The 16036-nt window shown below is 62.7% G+C and carries 16 protein-coding genes and 1 tRNA gene; 13 read left to right on the top strand and 4 right to left on the bottom strand.

Annotation, left to right across the window (positions count from 1 at the left end):
• The 12 genes from KF708C_RS04315 to KF708C_RS35440 form a co-directional block, all read left to right on the top strand.
• A partial coding sequence (locus KF708C_RS04315; protein ID WP_059410855.1) for a c-type cytochrome occupies positions 1-296 on the top strand: 296 nt, incomplete at its 5' end.
• 38 nt (positions 297-334) lie between these two features.
• Positions 335-1603 (top strand): NAD(P)/FAD-dependent oxidoreductase, encoded by a 1269-nt coding sequence (locus KF708C_RS04310; RefSeq protein WP_059410854.1) that lies wholly within the window; start codon positions 335-337, stop codon positions 1601-1603.
• Positions 1604-1874: 271 nt separating this feature from the next.
• Positions 1875-2204 carry a c-type cytochrome gene (locus KF708C_RS04305; protein WP_059410853.1) on the top strand — a complete coding sequence of 110 codons (330 nt, stop codon included), beginning with the start codon at positions 1875-1877 and terminating at the stop codon, positions 2202-2204.
• A gap of 93 nt (positions 2205-2297) precedes the next feature.
• On the top strand, positions 2298-2753 hold the full coding sequence (gene soxY, locus KF708C_RS04300) for a thiosulfate oxidation carrier protein SoxY (RefSeq protein WP_029044342.1): 456 nt from the start codon (positions 2298-2300) through the stop codon (positions 2751-2753).
• 60 nt (positions 2754-2813) lie between these two features.
• Positions 2814-3125 carry a thiosulfate oxidation carrier complex protein SoxZ gene (soxZ, locus tag KF708C_RS04295; protein WP_029044341.1) on the top strand — a complete coding sequence of 104 codons (312 nt, stop codon included), beginning with the start codon at positions 2814-2816 and terminating at the stop codon, positions 3123-3125.
• A 113-nt stretch (positions 3126-3238) separates the two neighbouring features.
• The gene (locus tag KF708C_RS04290) at positions 3239-3712 is read left to right on the top strand and encodes a DsrE family protein (RefSeq protein WP_059410852.1); all 474 of its coding nucleotides are present in this window, start codon (positions 3239-3241) and stop codon (positions 3710-3712) included.
• Positions 3713-3820: 108 nt separating this feature from the next.
• Positions 3821-4645: a sulfur oxidation c-type cytochrome SoxA gene (gene soxA, locus KF708C_RS04285; RefSeq protein WP_059410851.1), complete on the top strand. Its 825-nt coding sequence runs from the start codon at positions 3821-3823 to the stop codon at positions 4643-4645.
• 16 nt (positions 4646-4661) lie between these two features.
• Entirely contained in the window at positions 4662-5366 is a 705-nt protein-coding gene (gene soxX / locus KF708C_RS04280) for a sulfur oxidation c-type cytochrome SoxX (RefSeq protein WP_020206472.1), read from the top strand.
• Between the two features lie 10 nt (positions 5367-5376).
• Complete coding sequence (locus KF708C_RS04275) at positions 5377-5880, top strand: TlpA family protein disulfide reductase (protein WP_020206471.1); 504 nt, start codon at positions 5377-5379, stop codon at positions 5878-5880.
• Between the two features lie 83 nt (positions 5881-5963).
• Complete coding sequence (gene soxB / locus KF708C_RS04270; RefSeq protein WP_059410850.1) at positions 5964-7685, top strand: thiosulfohydrolase SoxB; 1722 nt, start codon at positions 5964-5966, stop codon at positions 7683-7685.
• Between the two features lie 51 nt (positions 7686-7736).
• Positions 7737-7812: transfer RNA gene (locus KF708C_RS04265), tRNA-Ala, on the top strand.
• 785 nt (positions 7813-8597) lie between these two features.
• Positions 8598-9515 (top strand): plasmid stabilization protein, encoded by a 918-nt coding sequence (locus KF708C_RS35440; protein ID WP_156173725.1) that lies wholly within the window; start codon positions 8598-8600, stop codon positions 9513-9515.
• 952 nt (positions 9516-10467) lie between these two features.
• Here KF708C_RS35440 and KF708C_RS04255 read toward each other — a convergent pair.
• Both KF708C_RS04255 and KF708C_RS04250 read right to left on the bottom strand, forming a co-directional pair.
• On the bottom strand, positions 10468-11262 hold the full coding sequence (locus KF708C_RS04255) for a DUF5677 domain-containing protein (protein WP_059410848.1): 795 nt from the start codon (positions 11260-11262) through the stop codon (positions 10468-10470).
• A 220-nt stretch (positions 11263-11482) separates the two neighbouring features.
• The gene (locus KF708C_RS04250; protein WP_059410847.1) at positions 11483-11866 is read right to left on the bottom strand and encodes an HNH endonuclease; all 384 of its coding nucleotides are present in this window, start codon (positions 11864-11866) and stop codon (positions 11483-11485) included.
• Between the two features lie 867 nt (positions 11867-12733).
• Here KF708C_RS04250 and KF708C_RS35435 point away from each other — a divergent pair.
• Positions 12734-13978, top strand: a complete 1245-nt coding sequence (locus KF708C_RS35435; protein WP_197090311.1) for a hypothetical protein — start codon at positions 12734-12736, stop codon at positions 13976-13978.
• Positions 13979-14075: 97 nt separating this feature from the next.
• Here the strand turns inward: KF708C_RS35435 and KF708C_RS34330 are convergent, their stop codons facing one another.
• Together KF708C_RS34330 and KF708C_RS34325 are read right to left on the bottom strand one after the other, a co-directional pair.
• The gene (locus tag KF708C_RS34330; protein ID WP_231586381.1) at positions 14076-14966 is read right to left on the bottom strand and encodes an RES family NAD+ phosphorylase; all 891 of its coding nucleotides are present in this window, start codon (positions 14964-14966) and stop codon (positions 14076-14078) included.
• Positions 14967-15097: 131 nt separating this feature from the next.
• Entirely contained in the window at positions 15098-16036 is a 939-nt protein-coding gene (locus KF708C_RS34325) for a sce7725 family protein (protein ID WP_082079426.1), read from the bottom strand.

Below are 16036 nucleotides of genomic sequence, written 5' to 3'. Positions count from 1 at the left end.
CGGGCGCCGCGCGCGCGCAGGCGCCCGCCGCTGCCGATACCGCCAGCGCCAGCGCCAGCGCGCTGCGGGCGCGCAACTGGGCCGCCGCCTGCGCCGGCTGCCACGGCCCCGCCGGGCGCGCGCCCGCGGGCAGCCCGGTGCCGGCGCTGGCCGGCCGCGGCCAGTCCGAGCTAGCCGGCCTGATGCAGGACTTCAAGCAGGGCAGGCGCGAGGCAACCGTCATGCAGCAGATCGCCAGGGGCTACAGCGACGCGCAGATCGAAGCCATCGCCGGCTGGTTCGCCGGCGTGCGCTGAGCCGCGCGCTCCCACCCCTTCCCGCCAGGAGAACAACCATGCAAAGACGCGAATTCCTCGGCGCGCTCGCCGGCACGGCGCTGCTCGGCGCGCAGGCCGCGCGGGCCGCGGCCGCCACGCGCGCAGCGAAAGTGGTGGTGGTCGGCGGCGGCTACGGCGGCGCCACCGCCGCGCGCTACCTGCGCGAATGGAGCGGGCACGGCATCGAGGTCACGCTGGTCGAGCCCGAGGCCAGCTTCGTCTCGTGCCCGCTGTCCAACCACGTGCTGGGCGGCGGCAAGGCCATCGGCGACATCACGCTGTCCTACGATGCGCTGGCCGCGCGCCACGGCGTGAAGGTGGTGCGCGACCACGTCGGCGCCATCGACGCGGCGCGCCGCGTGGTGCGGCTCGGCGGCGGCGCCACGCTGCCGTACGACCGGCTGGTGCTGTCGCCGGGCGTGGAAGTGCTGTCCGGCGAGATCCCGGGCCTCGCGCAGCCCGGCGGCGAGCACATCCTGCATGCCTGGAAGGCCGGCGCGCAGACCGTGGCGCTGCGCCGCCAGCTCGAGGCCATGCGCGACGGCGGCACCTTCGCCATCACCATCCCGCTGGCGCCGTACCGCTGCCCGCCGGGCCCCTACGAGCGCGCCTGCCTGGTGGCCGACTATTTCCTGCGCGCCAAGCCGCGCAGCAAGGTGCTGATCCTCGACGCCAACCCGGACATCACCTCCAAGGGCGCGCTGTTCAGGCAGGCCTGGGCCGCGCGCTACCCGGGCATGATCGAGTACCGGCCACAGTACAACACCGTCGACGTCGACCCCGCCACGCGCACGCTCAAGTTCGACGTGCAGGACGACGAGCGCGCCGACGTCATCAACCTGCTGCCGCCGCAGCGCGCCGGCGCGATCGCCGTGGCCAGCGGGCTGGCCACGGCCAACGGCAAATGGTGCGAAGTGGATTTCCTCACCTTCGAGGCCAAGGCCGCGGCCAACATCCACGTGCTCGGCGACGCCATCCAGATCGCGCCGCTGATGCCCAAGTCCGGCCACATGGCCAACCAGCACGGCAAGGTGGCCGCCGCCGCCATCGTCGCGCTGCTGGCCGGGCGCGAGCCCGACCCCGAGCCGCTCTACAACAACACCTGCTACAGCTTCACCTCGGCGCGCGAGGCCATCCACATCGCCAGCGTGCACCGCTACGACGCGGCGCAGCGCACCATGCTCACGGTGCCCGGCTCGGGCGGGCTGTCGCCGGCGCCCAGCGCGCTCGAAGGCAGCTACGCGCAGGCGTGGGCCGACGCGATCTGGCGCGACATGCTCGCCTGAGCGCGTCCGCCGCCCCATCCGCGGCTTCATCCGCTACCCCACCCGCGCCGCGCCGCCCGCCGCCCCGCCCGCCGCGCCAGTTGCCGGCTCCGCGCCCGCCGGCCGGCGCGGCATCCCCCGTTGCGCGCCGCGCACCGTGGCCGACCGGATCTTGAGGCAAAATAGCGGGCTGGCCGCTTCCGTGCCCGGTGGGGCGGCCGGCATGCCCCCCGCGCCCCCGGGCGCGGCACATCGCCGTCCCCACGGCTCACATGGATTCGGAGCGAACAACATGAAGCAGTTTGTCATTGCAGCCCTGATGCTGGCCTGCGCGGCCTCGGCCAACGCGGCCGTCGATGCCGCCAAGGCACAGGAAATCGCCAACAAGAACGCCTGCATGGGTTGCCACCAGATCGACAAGAAGCTCGTCGGCCCGGCCTACAAGGACGTGGCCGCCAAGTACAAGGGCGACAGGAACGCCCTGGCGACGCTGACCAAGAAGGTCAAGGGCGGCGGCTCGGGCGTGTGGGGTCCGGTGCCGATGCCGGCCAACGCGGGCCTGAGCGACGCCGACCTGAAGACGGTCGTGGAGTGGGTGCTGGCCGGCGCCCCCTCGAAGTAAGGCATTGCCCGGACCGGCCGCGGGCGGGCAGGCGCCGCCCGCGGCCGCCGGCGCACCGGGCCGGAACGGAAAACGCAGGAAAAAGGTAGACAAATGAATCCGAAACGAAGAGATGTGCTGCGGCTCACCTCGGTGCTGGCCCTGATGGCCGCCACCGGCCTCATCAGCGAAGCCCAGGCTGCCGAGTGGAACAAGACCGCCTTCGACGGCAAGAGCGTGGCGGACGTGATCAAGGCGCTCGGCGGCAGCGGCACCGAGAAGAGCAGCGCCATCGTCTTCAATGCCCCCGACATCGCCGAGAACGGCGCCGTGGTGCCGGTCTCCGTGACCAGCAACATTCCCGGCACCGAGCAGATCGCCATCCTGGTGGAAAAGAACCCCTACACGCTGGCGGCCGACTTCACCATCCCGGCGGGCACCGAGCCCTTCGTCTCCACCCGCGTGAAGATGGGCCAGACCTCGGTGGTGCACGCCGCCGTCAAGGCCGGCGGCAAATGGTATGTGGCGTCCAAGGAAATCAAGGTGACGCTCGGCGGCTGCGGCGGCTGAAGCCCCGCCCCGCGATCGCCCACATCCCCCAGCCCCAACCTTACCGAGAGAGCACAGAACATGGCAGACCCGATGCGCGTACGAGCCGCCGAGAATGGCGGCGTGGTCGACGTCAAGATCCTGATGAAGCACGACATGGAAACCGGCCAGCGCAAGGACGCGAACGGCAAGACCATCCCGGCCTGGCACATCCAGAACGTGACCGTCGTGTGCAACGGCAAGGAAGTGTTCCAGGCCCAGTTCGGCACGGCGGTTTCCAAGGACCCGTTCCTGAATTTCAAGTTCAAGGGCGGCGCCAAGGGCGACAAGGTCACCGTGACCTGGGTCGACAACCGCGGCGACAAGCGCACCGACGAAGCCACCATTTCCTGACGCCGCCCACCGGCCAAGCGGCCCGCGGCATCCTCTGCTATGGTTCAGGGCGAATGTCGGGCCCGGGCCGGCGCATGTGGCGCGCGGGGGCCAGACCGGAAGGATAAGCAATCATGCGGCGAGCATTTATTCGGGCAACGGCGGCGCTGGCCGCCATCGGCCTGTCGGCCAAGGCAGCGGCGCAGGCGGCTCCGGCCCCGGCGGCGGCCGGCGGCAAGAGCGGCAAGGGCGGGCGCGTCAAGGTGGTCTACCAGTTGTCCGAAGGCACGGACCAGGCGGTGCGCGCGATGGCCAACCTGCGCAACCACCTCAATGCCGCGCCCGACACCAAGATCGTGGTGGTGGCCTTCGGCTACGGCGTGGACTTCATCGTCGAAGGCGCGCGCGACGCGCGCGGCAATACCTTCGAGGCGGCCATCGCCTCGCTGGCCAGTTCCGGCGTGGAGTTCCGCGTATGCCGCAACACGCTGGCGGCGCGCAAGATTCCCGAATCCAGCCTGTCGATGGAAGCCAAGGTGGTGCAGGCCGGCGTGGTCGAGGTGGCCCGCCTGCAGTTCGAGGAAGACTACGCGTACATCAAGCCCTGACGGCGAGCGGGCCGGAGCCGCCGGCCCGGCGGGAAGACAAGCAATAAGACGGCCTCGGCCCGGCGTGCCAGCGCGCGGGGCTCGCCAGGCCCTGAGGAGAAGAGCCCCATGAAGACCATCAGACGCCGCCATGCCGGCGCCGCGCTGGCGTTGGCCGGCACCCTGGCGCTGGCCGGCGCGGCCGTGCATGCCCAGGGCAGCACCGCCGAGGAAATCGCCAAGTACCGGCAGATGCTGGCCGAGGGCAATCCCGCCGAACTGTGGGAAGCCGCCGGCGAGGAACTGTGGAAAAAGCCGGCCGGCCCGAAGAACGTCTCGCTCGAGCAGTGCGACCTCGGCAAGGGTCCCGGCGTGACCAAGGGCGCGTACGCGGAATTGCCGCGCCTGTTCAAGGACACCGGCCGCGTGATGGACCTGGAGCAGCGCCTGGCCTACTGCCGCGTGACGCTGCAGGGCCTGACGCAGGAAGAGGCGACCAGGAACCCGTTCGCCTCCACCGGCAAGCCGTCCGACATCGAGCGCCTGGTCTCGTTCCTGGCCGGCGAGTCGCGCGGCGTGAAGATGAACGTGCAGCTCGACACCCCGGAGGAAAAGCGCGTCTACGCGCTCGGCCAGAAGATGTTCTTCTACCGCGGCGGCGCCTACGACTTCGCCTGCGCCACCTGCCACGCCGTGGACGGCCAGCGCATCCGCCTGCAGGACCTGCCCAACCTGCTGACGCAGCAGGGCGCGCAGGCGGCCTACACCACATGGCCGGCCTACCGCGTCTCGCAGGGCGAGGTACGCACCATGCAGCACCGCCTCTACGACTGCCTGCGCCAGCAGCGCTTTCCCGAGCCCGCCTATGGTTCCGACGTGATCACCGCGCTGAGCCTGTTCCTGGCGAAGAACGCCAACGGCGGCACCTACGACGGTCCGGCGCTCAAGCGCTGAGCGGGAGAGAGCACAGATGAAACAGACCAATCAAGCGACACTCGCCACGCTCGCCGCCGCCTTCGCCATGCTGGCCGGCGCGGGCGCGGCCCATGCGCAGGACAGCGCGAAGCCCGCCAGGGGCAGACCGGCCACCTTGGCCGCCAAGGCGGCCGCCAGCGCCGACGCCGGCACCAGCGACGCCGACATGCGCAAGCTGATCGAGAGTTCCTTCTCGTCCAAGGGCCCCGCCACCCTGGCCGGCGTGCTCGAGCGCGACGCCATGCAGGAAGCGTGCAGCGACTACCCGGACCGCACCAAGGTGCCGGCGGCCGTGGCGAAGAAGATCGAGGCCGCCGAGCTCAAGCAGGTCAAGTACCCGGCCGACGGCCACTACCTCGGCGACTGGAAGGAAGGCGAGAAGACCGCGCAGAACGGGCGCGGCATGCAGTTCTCCGACCCCGTCGGCGGCGTCAACGGCGCCAACTGCTACGCCTGCCACCAGATGACCAAGGCCGAGATCTCGTTCGGCAACATCGGCCCCTCGCTGTACCAGTACGGCAAGCTGCGCGGCAACTCCGAAGCGGTGGTCAGGTACACCTGGGGCAAGATCTGGGATTCCAGCGCGTACACCGCCTGCTCCAACATGCCGCGCTTCGGCCACAAGGGCATCCTCACCGAGCAGCAGATCCGCGACGTGATGGCGCTGCTGCTCGACCCGGCCTCGCCGGTCAACCAGTAAAGGCGCGGCCATGACCGCCGCCCGCCTGGCGCGCCGCACCGGCGCCGCGCTGCTGCTCGCCGCGCTGGCCTGGAGCGGCGCGGCCGCCGCGCTCGAAGTCGGCGACACCGTGCACCTGCCGCCGGTGCAGCTGCTCGACGGCCGCACGGTGGCGCCGGCGCAGTGGGCCGGCAAGCCGCTGGTGCTGGAAGTGTGGGCGTCGTGGTGCCCGTTCTGCGCCTTGCAGAACCCGCGCCTGCAGAAGCTCTACGACAGCATCGGCGGCGCCCGGGGCGGCCTGCAGGTGCTGGCGGTCAGCATCGACAAGGACCCGAAGGAAGCCGGCGCCTACATGGCCAAGCATGGCTACACCTTCCCCGCCGCGATGGATACGCCCGCGCTGCGCGCCGTGCTCGGCAAGCGGCGCGGCCTGCCCGAGCTGTACGTGATCGACGCCGGCGGCAAAGTGGTGCAGAAGGAAGCTGGCGAGATGCTGGAGGAAGACGTCGCCGCGCTGGCCCGCTACGCGAACTAGCCGGCGATGACGCTGGCGATGAAGCGAGCACCCGACGCCGGGCCGCGGCCGGCACCGGCGCGCGCAGACCACAGGAAGAGACAATGAACCGACGCGAGTTCCTGCAGGTGCTGGCCATCGCCGGCGCCGGCGGCATGGCCTTTCCCGCCACCGACGCCCAGGCCGCGCAGGCTGCCGGCAAGCTCTACGACGTGCCGCGCTTCGGCAACGTGCACCTGCTGCATTTCACCGACTGCCACGCCCAGCTGCGCCCGCTCCATTTCCGCGAGCCCAGCGTCAACCTCGGCGTGGGCGACTACGCCGGCAAGCCGCCGCACCTGGTCGGCCAGGCGCTACTGCGCCACTACGGCATCGCGCCCGGCAGCGCGCAGGCGCATGCGTTCACGTACCTCGACTTCACCGAGGCCGCGCGCCGCTACGGCAAGGTCGGCGGCTTCGCCCACCTCGCCACGCTGGTGCGGCAGCTCAAGGCCGGCCGGCCCGGCGCGCTGCTGCTCGACGGCGGCGACACCTGGCAAGGCTCCGCCACCGCGCTGTGGACGCGCGGCCAGGACATGGTCGACGCCGCGCTCGCGCTCGGCGTCGACGTGATGACGCCGCACTGGGAAATGACGCTCGGCGCCGAGCGCGTCACCGAGATCGTCGAGCGCGACTTCAAGGGCAAGGTCGCCTTCCTCGCCCAGAACATCAAGACCGCCGACTTCGGCGACCCCGTCTTCGACCCGTTCGTGATCCGCGAGATGAACGGCGTGCCGGTCGCCATCGTCGGCCAGGCCTTTCCCTACACGCCCATCGCCAACCCGCGCTACTTCGTGCCCGACTGGACCTTCGGCATCCAGGAGGAAAACCTCCAGCAGGTCATCGAGCAGGCGCGCGCCAGGGGCGCGCAGGTGGTCGTGCTGCTGTCGCACAACGGCATGGACGTCGACCTCAAGCTCGCCTCGCGCGTGCGCGGGCTCGACGCCATCCTCGGCGGCCACACCCACGACGGCATGCCCGCGCCGGTGGCCGTGAAGAACGCCGGCGGCACCACGCTCGTCACCAACGCCGGCTCCAACGGCAAGTTCCTCGGCGTGCTCGACTTCGACGTCAAGGACGGCAAGGCGCGCGACTTCCGCTACCGCCTGCTGCCCGTGTTCGCCAACTACCTCGCCGCCGACCCCGGCATGGACGCGCTCATCGCCCGCGTGCGCGCCCCCTACGAACAACAGCTCGGCGAAGTGCTCGCGCGCAACACCGGCCTGCTGTACCGCCGCGGCAACTTCAACGGCACCTTCGACCAGCTCATCCTCGACGGCCTGATGGACGTGCAGGGCGCCGAGATCGCCTTCTCGCCCGGCTTCCGCTGGGGCACCACGCTGCTGCCCGGCGAAGCCATCACGATGGAAAGCCTGATGGACCAGACCGCCATCACCTATCCGCACACCACCGTCGCCACCATGACGGGCGAAACCATCAAGACCATCCTGGAAGACGTGGCGGACAACCTGTTCAACCCCGATCCCTACTACCAGCAAGGCGGCGACATGGTGCGCGTGGGCGGCCTGCAATACACCATCGACCCCAACGCCGGCATGGGCCGCCGCATCACCGACATGCGCCTCAAGGGCCAGCCCGTCGACGCCGCCCGCACCTACAAGGTCGCCGGCTGGGCACCCGTCTCGGAAGAGGCCCGCCACGCCGGCAGCCCGCCAATCTGGGACCTGATGGCCCAATGGCTGCGCGCGCGCGGCGAGGTCACGGCCCGGCCGCTGAACCTGCCGACGGTGCGTGGCATGGAAGGCAACGCCGGCATGGCGGCATGATGCACAGGTGATTGATGCGGCGGTGAAAACTACGCTACAATCTCCGCTTACGGGCCGATAGCTCAGCTGGGAGAGCGCTGCGTTCGCAATGCAGAGGTCGGGAGTTCGATCCTCCTTCGGTCCACCAGAATTTCCCTTGTAAAACAACGCACTACGTCTAGCGATGTGGTGCGTTGTTTTGCTTTGGGATGCGGAGTTTTGCACTTCGGGTGTGGCAGATTTGTGGCATCTGACCAACGTGCCACACCTGACGCGGTGCATGACACTGCGCAACACTGCTGCTAGACTTTGCTCGCCTGCTACGCGGGCATACGTACCTGACGCCGTGACTTCACACCCACAAGGCCGGGCTTCGGTGTCGCCCAGGTCAACTACCGGCCAACTGCGCCCTGCGCAGTTGGTTCGATGACTACAGAGCCCCGTCTGTACTGCGGGCTCCCCTCGACATCGTGATTTCACACACACACAAGGCCGGGCCCCGGTGTCGCCCAGGTCAATCACCGAGTAGTCCAACGGCGCAACTGCTCGATGACCCTAGCCGGCTTACTGGGTTATCGAAATAAGACAGTCATCTGTCGCGATGCCGGCCGTCCTCCTGACGGTCGATCAACTGGCGCAATGCCTCCACAAGTCCGTCGCGAGCGTTCGTAGCGACGCTACGCGTAATCCGCAATCCCTTCCCCCCATCTGCCGGCTTCCTGGTACGAGACGGCTGTTATGGCGTGCTGAGGATGTCGAGCAATGGCTGGCGCAACATGTTTCTCTGCCCGCGGGCAACGAAGATTCTTCTGAACCTCAATTGCGGCAATCGCGACGGGGTCGTCCGACTAAGGCAGAGCAAGTTGCCAGGCAGAGGCAACAGAACTTCACCGGAGGTGCCACGAGTCCGTTGCTTAACGTGAGGGTTGGGCGATGACTGTCCTTGCGGAAGATCTGACTGACGTTGCACAACTCAGAGACCTGGATCCGATTGCGAGGCTGCATCAAACAGCTGCCGTCGCGGCCAAGCGCCTGGCGGCAAGAAGGGAAGCAGAGGCGGCCTCACCAACGCAACTCTTCTTACCCGGATTAGAAGATTTTATGCGCGCGATGCCAAACCATCTTGCAAGGTCGAGCCTGTATGCGCCGGTGGCGAGAAAGGAAAAGCGTATTTACAAAGATACTCTGCTTGTCAGTCGTCGCGACGCGGTTATTTGGTTCTCAGGCGAACAGCTTGATGAATCCCAGGCCGACGTTTGGATGCAGGCCATGCATGAGGCATCAAAGGTTCCTCTCGGGATACCCGTCCCCATCAATCGGAAAAAGTTCCTGGAAGCCATTGGACGACATAGCGGTCGTTGGGAATACGATTGGTTGCATCGAACGATGAAGGCGTTGAGCTTCGCTATGCTCTCTATCGAGGTACGAGATGGAGACCGGGTCAAGCTTCAGATCGGTAGGACGCCGAGAAGTAGCGTGCTTCATCTGATCGAGGGCTTCGACCTTGATCCCGAGACCAATGAATACATGCTTCGCATCGATCCAAGGTGGCCTCTCATGTACGGGAATAGAGAGTGGGCCATGATCGACTGGGACAAACGCATGCAAATTGCACAAGGGCAGGATATGGCCAAGGCGTTGCAGCGCCTCATCGCAACGTCAAGCGATGCGACGCAAAGGTTTGAGCTGGGTTGGCTCAAGGCCAAACTTCATTACATGAGCCCAATGCGGAAATTCAAGAAGTCCTTGATGGGAGCAATTCTGGAACTGGAGCGCTTGGAAATCGTGGCGCGGACACGTATCGAGCTGAGCAAGAGAGGAAAGGAGCAAATCTCTTGGAATAAGCTTTAGCGAACGGGGTAGCCTTCCGCGCGGATCGGGGTTGCCTTCCACTTCTTCGGGGTAACGTTCCGCCTTTTCGGGGTTGCGTTCCAGGTCTGTGCTGGAAAGCCAAGCTAGTGTTGGCTTTCCGGGCATCGCCCAACCCCTCTACCTTTCTTCTACCTATCTCTACCGTGGGGAGCTTGTGGATAAGTGCTTTCCGCAGCCTTCGCTGCTCGTGCCAGCCGCTCCCGAAGCGTCAATAGAACTAGTTTCCTACGTATCACCACCCGTCTCGCTGGCTGTCGAAGGAGCGAAATCAGGATCCGACGCTTGTTCCGGAATGTTCTGGGGTGAAGAAACTGTCGGATTTCGCGCTCTTCCCGGATGCGTTCGGCTAGATATCTGCGAGCAGTCATGTGGGTCATGTAGCAAGTAGCTGCAGCGGTAGCGACAGCGGTCAGTTAGGCCGTTCACGGCATGCGTGCGTCTACGCCGAATCGCCCCCCCAGCGTTGTTCCAAATGCTAAACGGCTGCCTCACGCCGAATACACCCCCTCCTGCCCTCCCTGAGGGAAAGGGATGCGCCGGCACATCCGTCGACTCGTCTGGGCGGTTTACGTCGGGCAATAAAGTTATTGTAAAGGTTCGGTAGCATTGCGATAAAGCTCCGATGCTGCATCGATAAAGCTTCCCGAGAATGCCATCGTGCTTGTCTAAAGGAAAAATAAAGGCGAGAACCACAGGCAGGATATGTGAAGTTAGCTAACCGGCAAGCCGGCCAGCTACCTTCGCTTTCCCTCATTCGCGCCAAGGGCGCTCAACGGGAATCCTGCTCTGCGACGCAAACAGCTACCGCCGAATTTTTTTAGCCGCTAAAGTTTTGGCCACGGTCCTCGTCGACTTGCCAGCCGGTGGCCCAGACTGGACTCAGACGATCGAAATTTGCGCTCGAAGTCCCTTGTTCACCCGAAAGACGCACCTACGCGGCGTTGGGTACACCGGCGGCTGGGCTGATCTTCACGATTTCTTGCACGATGCGTATGTGATGCGCATCAAGGGACTGGATCGTGCCACCGAAGGCTTGAGCACATGCCTTGGCGGCATCGAGGAAAAACAGGCTCGAGAACATCGTCATCATTCGGGAGTAAGCCCAAGCCTCCGTTCCCAAGCGCACTTGCACGTCTTGCGACATCTCCTGGGAAATGAGGTAGTTGATCGTGTCCTCGCCGGTTAGATGACATGCACCACTGAGGCGGTGGTAGCACTCGAAGTAGGCCTCCTCGCGACCCAAAGCCTGAAATCGATGGAGCAATTGCTTTGGCCAAGGGGAGCTGGATCGCTCCGCTGCCAACCCACAGTGGACTTCGGCGCCCTCAAGGTACGTGGTTAGCGGTCCAAGCAGGCTCTGACGGATGTCGATGCGATCGAGCACTTCAGGCGGAGCACTGTCCGCGATTAGCTGCCTCCAGTCGGTGAGCTTCTTCTTGTGCTCGGATACCCACGAATGAAGAAAGTTGAGCAGCATTCCTGGATTCCCTTTCGCAGCAAGATAGGTCACGTTGATGGCGCCCTCAATGACGGTGCGGCCCAGGACCTCTGAGCTAGCAGGTGACCCCGTTACACTGGCGACCAGCATTGCCTGCGCATGCTCGTACGTGCGGGAGAGTAGATTGAACAGCGTCTGCGCTCGAAAGCCCACCGCTGGGGTGTCCCAGTCATCGCCCCAAACGGCCGCGTACGCCTCGCTCTGAGCGTCGTATATTGCCTCAATCAACGGTGCGGCTTCGCTGAGGTTGAGAGTCTTGTCGATCTTGAATGCATTTGCGAAATGCGGTGATGTGATTGGTCGTCATGCTGGACATTCTGCGGGACAGTAGGGTGACGAGATTAACGCAGTCTGAGGTCCTGTTTGGGCTCACCAACCACAAGCACTGTTCGGTGTGTACGAAGATTGCCCAGTTCTTCTCGTGTTTCCAAGCTTCGTTCTTCGAGTGTCAGGTGGCGCAAACGAAAGCCTCCCACGTCATGCCGCTCATACAGCGCAAGCAGGTAAGCTTCATGTGAGGCGTGACGTTAAGATGCAACATATCTCCTGGTCGCAAAGATGAGCTCAACAGGCGCCGGAAATTCTCGTCAAAGCTGATCAAGCCGAGGTCGAACATCCGGTCGAGATTCAGGATGAGAAGCAAGTCGTTTGCGACGTCGAGGCGCTCACGCGCGGTCTCGCATTGACTCCAGGGCTTGATGTGGCTGGTTACCAGAACGGCCGCGACTCGGCAGCCAGTGACAGAGCAACCCTTCCAATGCGCGAAGAGCGCATCGCGATAGGCGTCCTGGCCAATCCTCGAATTGGCGAGCGTGAACTGTTGCGTTTCCACTAGCGTCGCCGGCGCGACGATGGATCTCGATTGAATCGTAGCTAATCGGTAAGCCGGTCATTTAACTTCGCCGCCCGTTCGCGCAAGATGCGCTCAAGGGGGCCGGCCCAGTGGGGGCCGGCTACCGCCGCCTAATTGTTAGCCCTCAACGATCTGTGCTGGGCCGCTTGAAACTTGCGGGTTGGTAAATCTGTAGCGCGGCCCGCAGCGGTCTCCAACGCGCTCTTCAGCTGCTAAAGCTTGTGGTGTCTATAGAGGCTCGTCGGCCTACGTGGTGTTCGGAATTGCCGTGGAAGGGGCCAATTAAAGTCCGGCGCAGCTCCTCTTGGCGTCAATGCGTGGCTCCGGGCTTCTTGGCGCTGCCCTGGCGCGTAGGGCTCGCCGCGTCGTAGATGAGCACCGTAAGCTGCTCTGATATGCGCGTGATGCCCCTTTTTTCAGAGTTGGTAGCCCCTTCGCAGGAACGTCCGTGGACAAGCGCTGGACATGCCTCATCGCTGGATGTCCTATAAGCTATTGATTTACATATATTTTTTGCACAACAAAGAAAATCGAGGGGGCAATGGTAGTATCGGTAATAAATTAAGCTGTGTGACATCGACCACCACCATGCATAGTATCGAAGACTACTTGGAAGCCGAGGGACCGCAGCTGTCCTCCTCAGTGGCGGCATGGCTTGTGTCGCAGGGTGTCTCAGCCGATGCCGCTCGCAAGCGAGTTTCGCGCATTAGGCCCCCAATTCGGACATTCCCAGTGCCGCTTCTGCCAAAGGGTGCACGCTTCATGTATGCGGAGGCTCAGCGTACTGAAGAGCGATTCTGGCAAGCGCTTCAGCGGGACCTTCGAAGTACAGGCTCAGTGTACGGAATGGCGCTTGATGGCGTGCTTGCGCGCCGGGGTGCTGTGGAATCGAAAGAGTTTTCGGTCGTAAGCGGTGCCACCTGCCGCCCGGTAAAAAAGCAGGTCACGGCCGAGACAGTGTTGGACCGATTAAACTCCGCCGGGCTGCTGTCTGAGAGACACATCGGGGATACTCGCGTCGTGGTAGTTGGACGTTACGAAATTGGTCATGCTGACGTCGATGGCATGAAGCCGCGTGGTGTAGCCGAGCGAATCATCTTGGACGGGCTCAGGGAGTGGGCACGCCGCATTGGTGCCGCGTCGTACAATCAGATTCGAATTCGAGGAGAACCAGAACTTGAACCTATTCAGCAGTTCAATTTCGACCTAGCAGGTCCCAGCTATCTGTTGTCGCTACGACGCGGCAAGGTAGCCAATCCCGGCTTCTTGGTCGCCGATGTCTTTTCGGAAGGGATACTTGATGAATACCAGGTTCGTTATTTCGTCAGGAAAGCCCAAGCATTGCACGCAACCCTTACTGGAGGCACGGTACTCCCGGTTCTAGTTGCAGATGGGTTTACCGGCCAGGCGTTGACCACCGGGCATGCAGCCGGAGTGCTAATGGCCACGCCGAGTGCTCTCTTCGGTCCGCGCGTCGGCCAAGCACTCAAAGCTTTGCTTGAGACAATGAACCGCGCGGCGGCCTATGCCTCTTCGGACTCGTCCGACAGACTCGTAGGGCTCATCAACAATCTAAGCGAAATCGAAGGCCGCGCAGGCAACCTCCGCGGGCCACTATTTGAGCTGATGGCCGCCTATCTCGCGAGGCGGGACGCAGTTTCCATAGACATGGGCATTCGCGCAATGGACCCCAAAAGCGGGGCCCAGGCCGACATTGACATCTTGAAGATTACCGCCCAAAAGGCCGACTGCACTGCAATCGAGTGCAAGGGCCGCGAGCCAGGAGGAGAAGTCACGGACGCTGAGGTCGGCAAATGGTTGTCGAAAATCCCCACGATGCAGGCTCACCTCAGGACACAACCCCATCTAAGAGAAGCCAACTTGACGTTCGAATTGTGGACTTCGGGAGAATTCTCTACGGATGCCCGCGCGCGGCTCGAAGCCGAACAAAAAAAACGGACGAAATATCCGATACGGTGGAAGAGCGGCTCAGAGATTCTGGCGTTGGCCATTGAGCACAAGGAAAAAGCAGTTGCAAACGCTCTGCGGGAGCACTTCCTCAAACATCCCCTGAGTGGGGTGAAGCCGTAGCGGTACCGGCCACGGCGATGGAAAGCCTGGCGAAGCCGGAGGTGTGGCTTCCTCCTACCCGCACTCCGAGTCCTCACATCTGAAAGCTAGCAATCAACTAGAGTTGTCTTACATCGATAGAAACTCGCGAGACGTTCCAAGCGGATACGTCGCCTGGCTTTGCGATCGCAGGTTCGAAGAGTGCAAGATTAATTCCGTCGCTCATCGAGCTTCGATACACAACTCCGTTCCACCCTGCCTTTTTAATAAACTCACAAAGGTACTGACTCGGCACATACTCAACCGCGGCCCCTTGCGGCACCACCGGTCGCGTTAGCTCGTCCCCGAGCCTCTCCAAGAAAGCGATATCGCTTCGAAGGGCGCCGATTTTATCCTCGTCACCGATCTCAAAAGGAGAAATATGTTCCTTTGGAGCGCGCAAATCGACGAGTCGCAACGTCGCTGGATCTATTAAAAAATCCGCGACAGAAACCAATTCCCCCGTGTGCGGCCGAATTTCTGCAATAGCCGTCTGCGGAGATGATCCAATATAAAGATAGGGTATTCCGGGCGGATTCGCCCGGCCGTGGGATGCTACCCGACCTGGGGGTGCTCCCATCTGATCAATAGGGAAAACTACTTCACCGGGTTGTATGCGAGCCCGATACCAGCGAGTCGGCATATTTTCAGCCCTTAAAAACCCTAGCAGTTCTTCTAGACGCCCTTTATCCAATTGCGCATCGGGGAAATATCGATTGGTATTTCTCAATTCATCGCGAAGCTTCTCCCAGCGAACCAATCGGTCGCTCTTGAATCTTTCGGATGGGATAAATGTACGGCGCCCAATATCGTCGATGCCCGTGATAGCGGCCAAAAGGTCTTTTGCGCGAAAATCGTCCATCCGCGGATGGCGAAAAATAGCCCAATCCGTCCGCATCCACTCGACAAGCCCTTTTCCCGCCGGATCCTCGTCATAGATGTTAATTACCGCAGAGAAAATATCACCCAAGCCTTCGGGCTTGGCCAGGAGGACGTTCTCTGTATCGCAGTAACTACACCTGCCGTTCGCTTCAGCCTTGGATGGAAATATTCGATCAAGTCCGAGATCGCCGAAACAATTTGCGCAACAACGCATCCGAATCACCGATCAAGATAGTCCGCTAACGTCTCAATATGATGCTGCATTGAGAGTTTTTTAACATATCCCAAACCAGGATAATGCCCTTTGCGATGTAGTTCGCGGAACTCCTGAACGGCTTGCGTTTCCAAGACTGGGCTGTCTGGCCGGTCTAGTTCTATTATCATCGCCCTCAGCGCTTCAGCAAATTTCCCCGCTGGGTCAGTCGGAGTATCTTGGCGTTCTGAAAGGAAATGATGCACGAACATTGCATCGTCATTGTTCGAGTCAATGAAGGTCAAATGGATGGCGATGGCATAAGCCGGGCCTCCACCTTCAGAAAAATCGTCACCAACCGTCAAGTAGTCGCCGAACCCGTTCATTCCCTCCTCTTCATATGTGACGTGAAGATCCGAGAAAAATTCGACAGGGGGGTGGTCCTTATTTCGCCGTTTCTGAAAGCCATCTCTAACGAGAATTTGCTGATTGCTTCGAAAATTTCGACGATAAAGCCGACCGGACTGATCGTCCAAGAAAATATGTCGTATCTCCCCAACCCTGCGACCGAGTTGGTCTGCAAGTTGCACCCCTTCAGTAAACCCGGCGTGAATTAACGTCGGATTCGCTCTTTCGTGGAGCGCGAAGCAGCGAAGAGCATCTTCGATCGTTGTTTGCTCTTTTAGTAGAATTCCCGGCGAGATACTAGCATTTTCGGCGTATTGATCCTGCAGCAGCGCAGTAATTCCGTCGCCGCGACCTGCGTGCTCACCGTGGTGAGGGTTGACAATAACAATCGCTCGTCCATCCTTTTCAAGGAGGGCGGCAAGCGCACGGTCGAGTCCTGATAGCGCTTCTCGAACTGGCTCAATTATTGGAGTAAAACCCGATTCAGAGATAAGTTCTGCATTTTCTCTGATAGTAATAAGTTCGTACTGCTTTCCACGAAAATAGGGATGGTACAT

The sequence above is a fragment of the Cupriavidus basilensis genome, from assembly GCF_000876015.1.
Classification (GTDB): Bacteria; Pseudomonadota; Gammaproteobacteria; order Burkholderiales; family Burkholderiaceae; genus Cupriavidus; species Cupriavidus basilensis_B.
Note: the sequence above shows the minus strand (reverse complement) of the source record. Positions and strands in the feature narration are given on the sequence as shown.

What these genes read in the sequence shown, in the direction of transcription:
- KF708C_RS04310 (WP_059410854.1), top strand. Translation starts at nt 335, where the DNA reads ATGCAAAGACGCGAATTCCTCGGCGCGCTCGCCGGCACGGCGCTGCTC.
- KF708C_RS04305 (WP_059410853.1), top strand. Translation starts at nt 1,875, where the DNA reads ATGAAGCAGTTTGTCATTGCAGCCCTGATGCTGGCCTGCGCGGCCTCG.
- soxY (WP_029044342.1), top strand. Translation starts at nt 2,298, where the DNA reads ATGAATCCGAAACGAAGAGATGTGCTGCGGCTCACCTCGGTGCTGGCC.
- soxZ (WP_029044341.1), top strand. Translation starts at nt 2,814, where the DNA reads ATGGCAGACCCGATGCGCGTACGAGCCGCCGAGAATGGCGGCGTGGTC.
- KF708C_RS04290 (WP_059410852.1), top strand. Translation starts at nt 3,239, where the DNA reads ATGCGGCGAGCATTTATTCGGGCAACGGCGGCGCTGGCCGCCATCGGC.
- soxA (WP_059410851.1), top strand. Translation starts at nt 3,821, where the DNA reads ATGAAGACCATCAGACGCCGCCATGCCGGCGCCGCGCTGGCGTTGGCC.
- soxX (WP_020206472.1), top strand. Translation starts at nt 4,662, where the DNA reads ATGAAACAGACCAATCAAGCGACACTCGCCACGCTCGCCGCCGCCTTC.
- KF708C_RS04275 (WP_020206471.1), top strand. Translation starts at nt 5,377, where the DNA reads ATGACCGCCGCCCGCCTGGCGCGCCGCACCGGCGCCGCGCTGCTGCTC.
- soxB (WP_059410850.1), top strand. Translation starts at nt 5,964, where the DNA reads ATGAACCGACGCGAGTTCCTGCAGGTGCTGGCCATCGCCGGCGCCGGC.
- KF708C_RS35440 (WP_156173725.1), top strand. Translation starts at nt 8,598, where the DNA reads ATGACTGTCCTTGCGGAAGATCTGACTGACGTTGCACAACTCAGAGAC.
- KF708C_RS35435 (WP_197090311.1), top strand. Translation starts at nt 12,734, where the DNA reads ATGGCGCTTGATGGCGTGCTTGCGCGCCGGGGTGCTGTGGAATCGAAA.
- KF708C_RS34325 (WP_082079426.1), bottom strand. Translation starts at nt 16,036, where the DNA reads ATGTACCATCCCTATTTTCGTGGAAAGCAGTACGAACTTATTACTATC.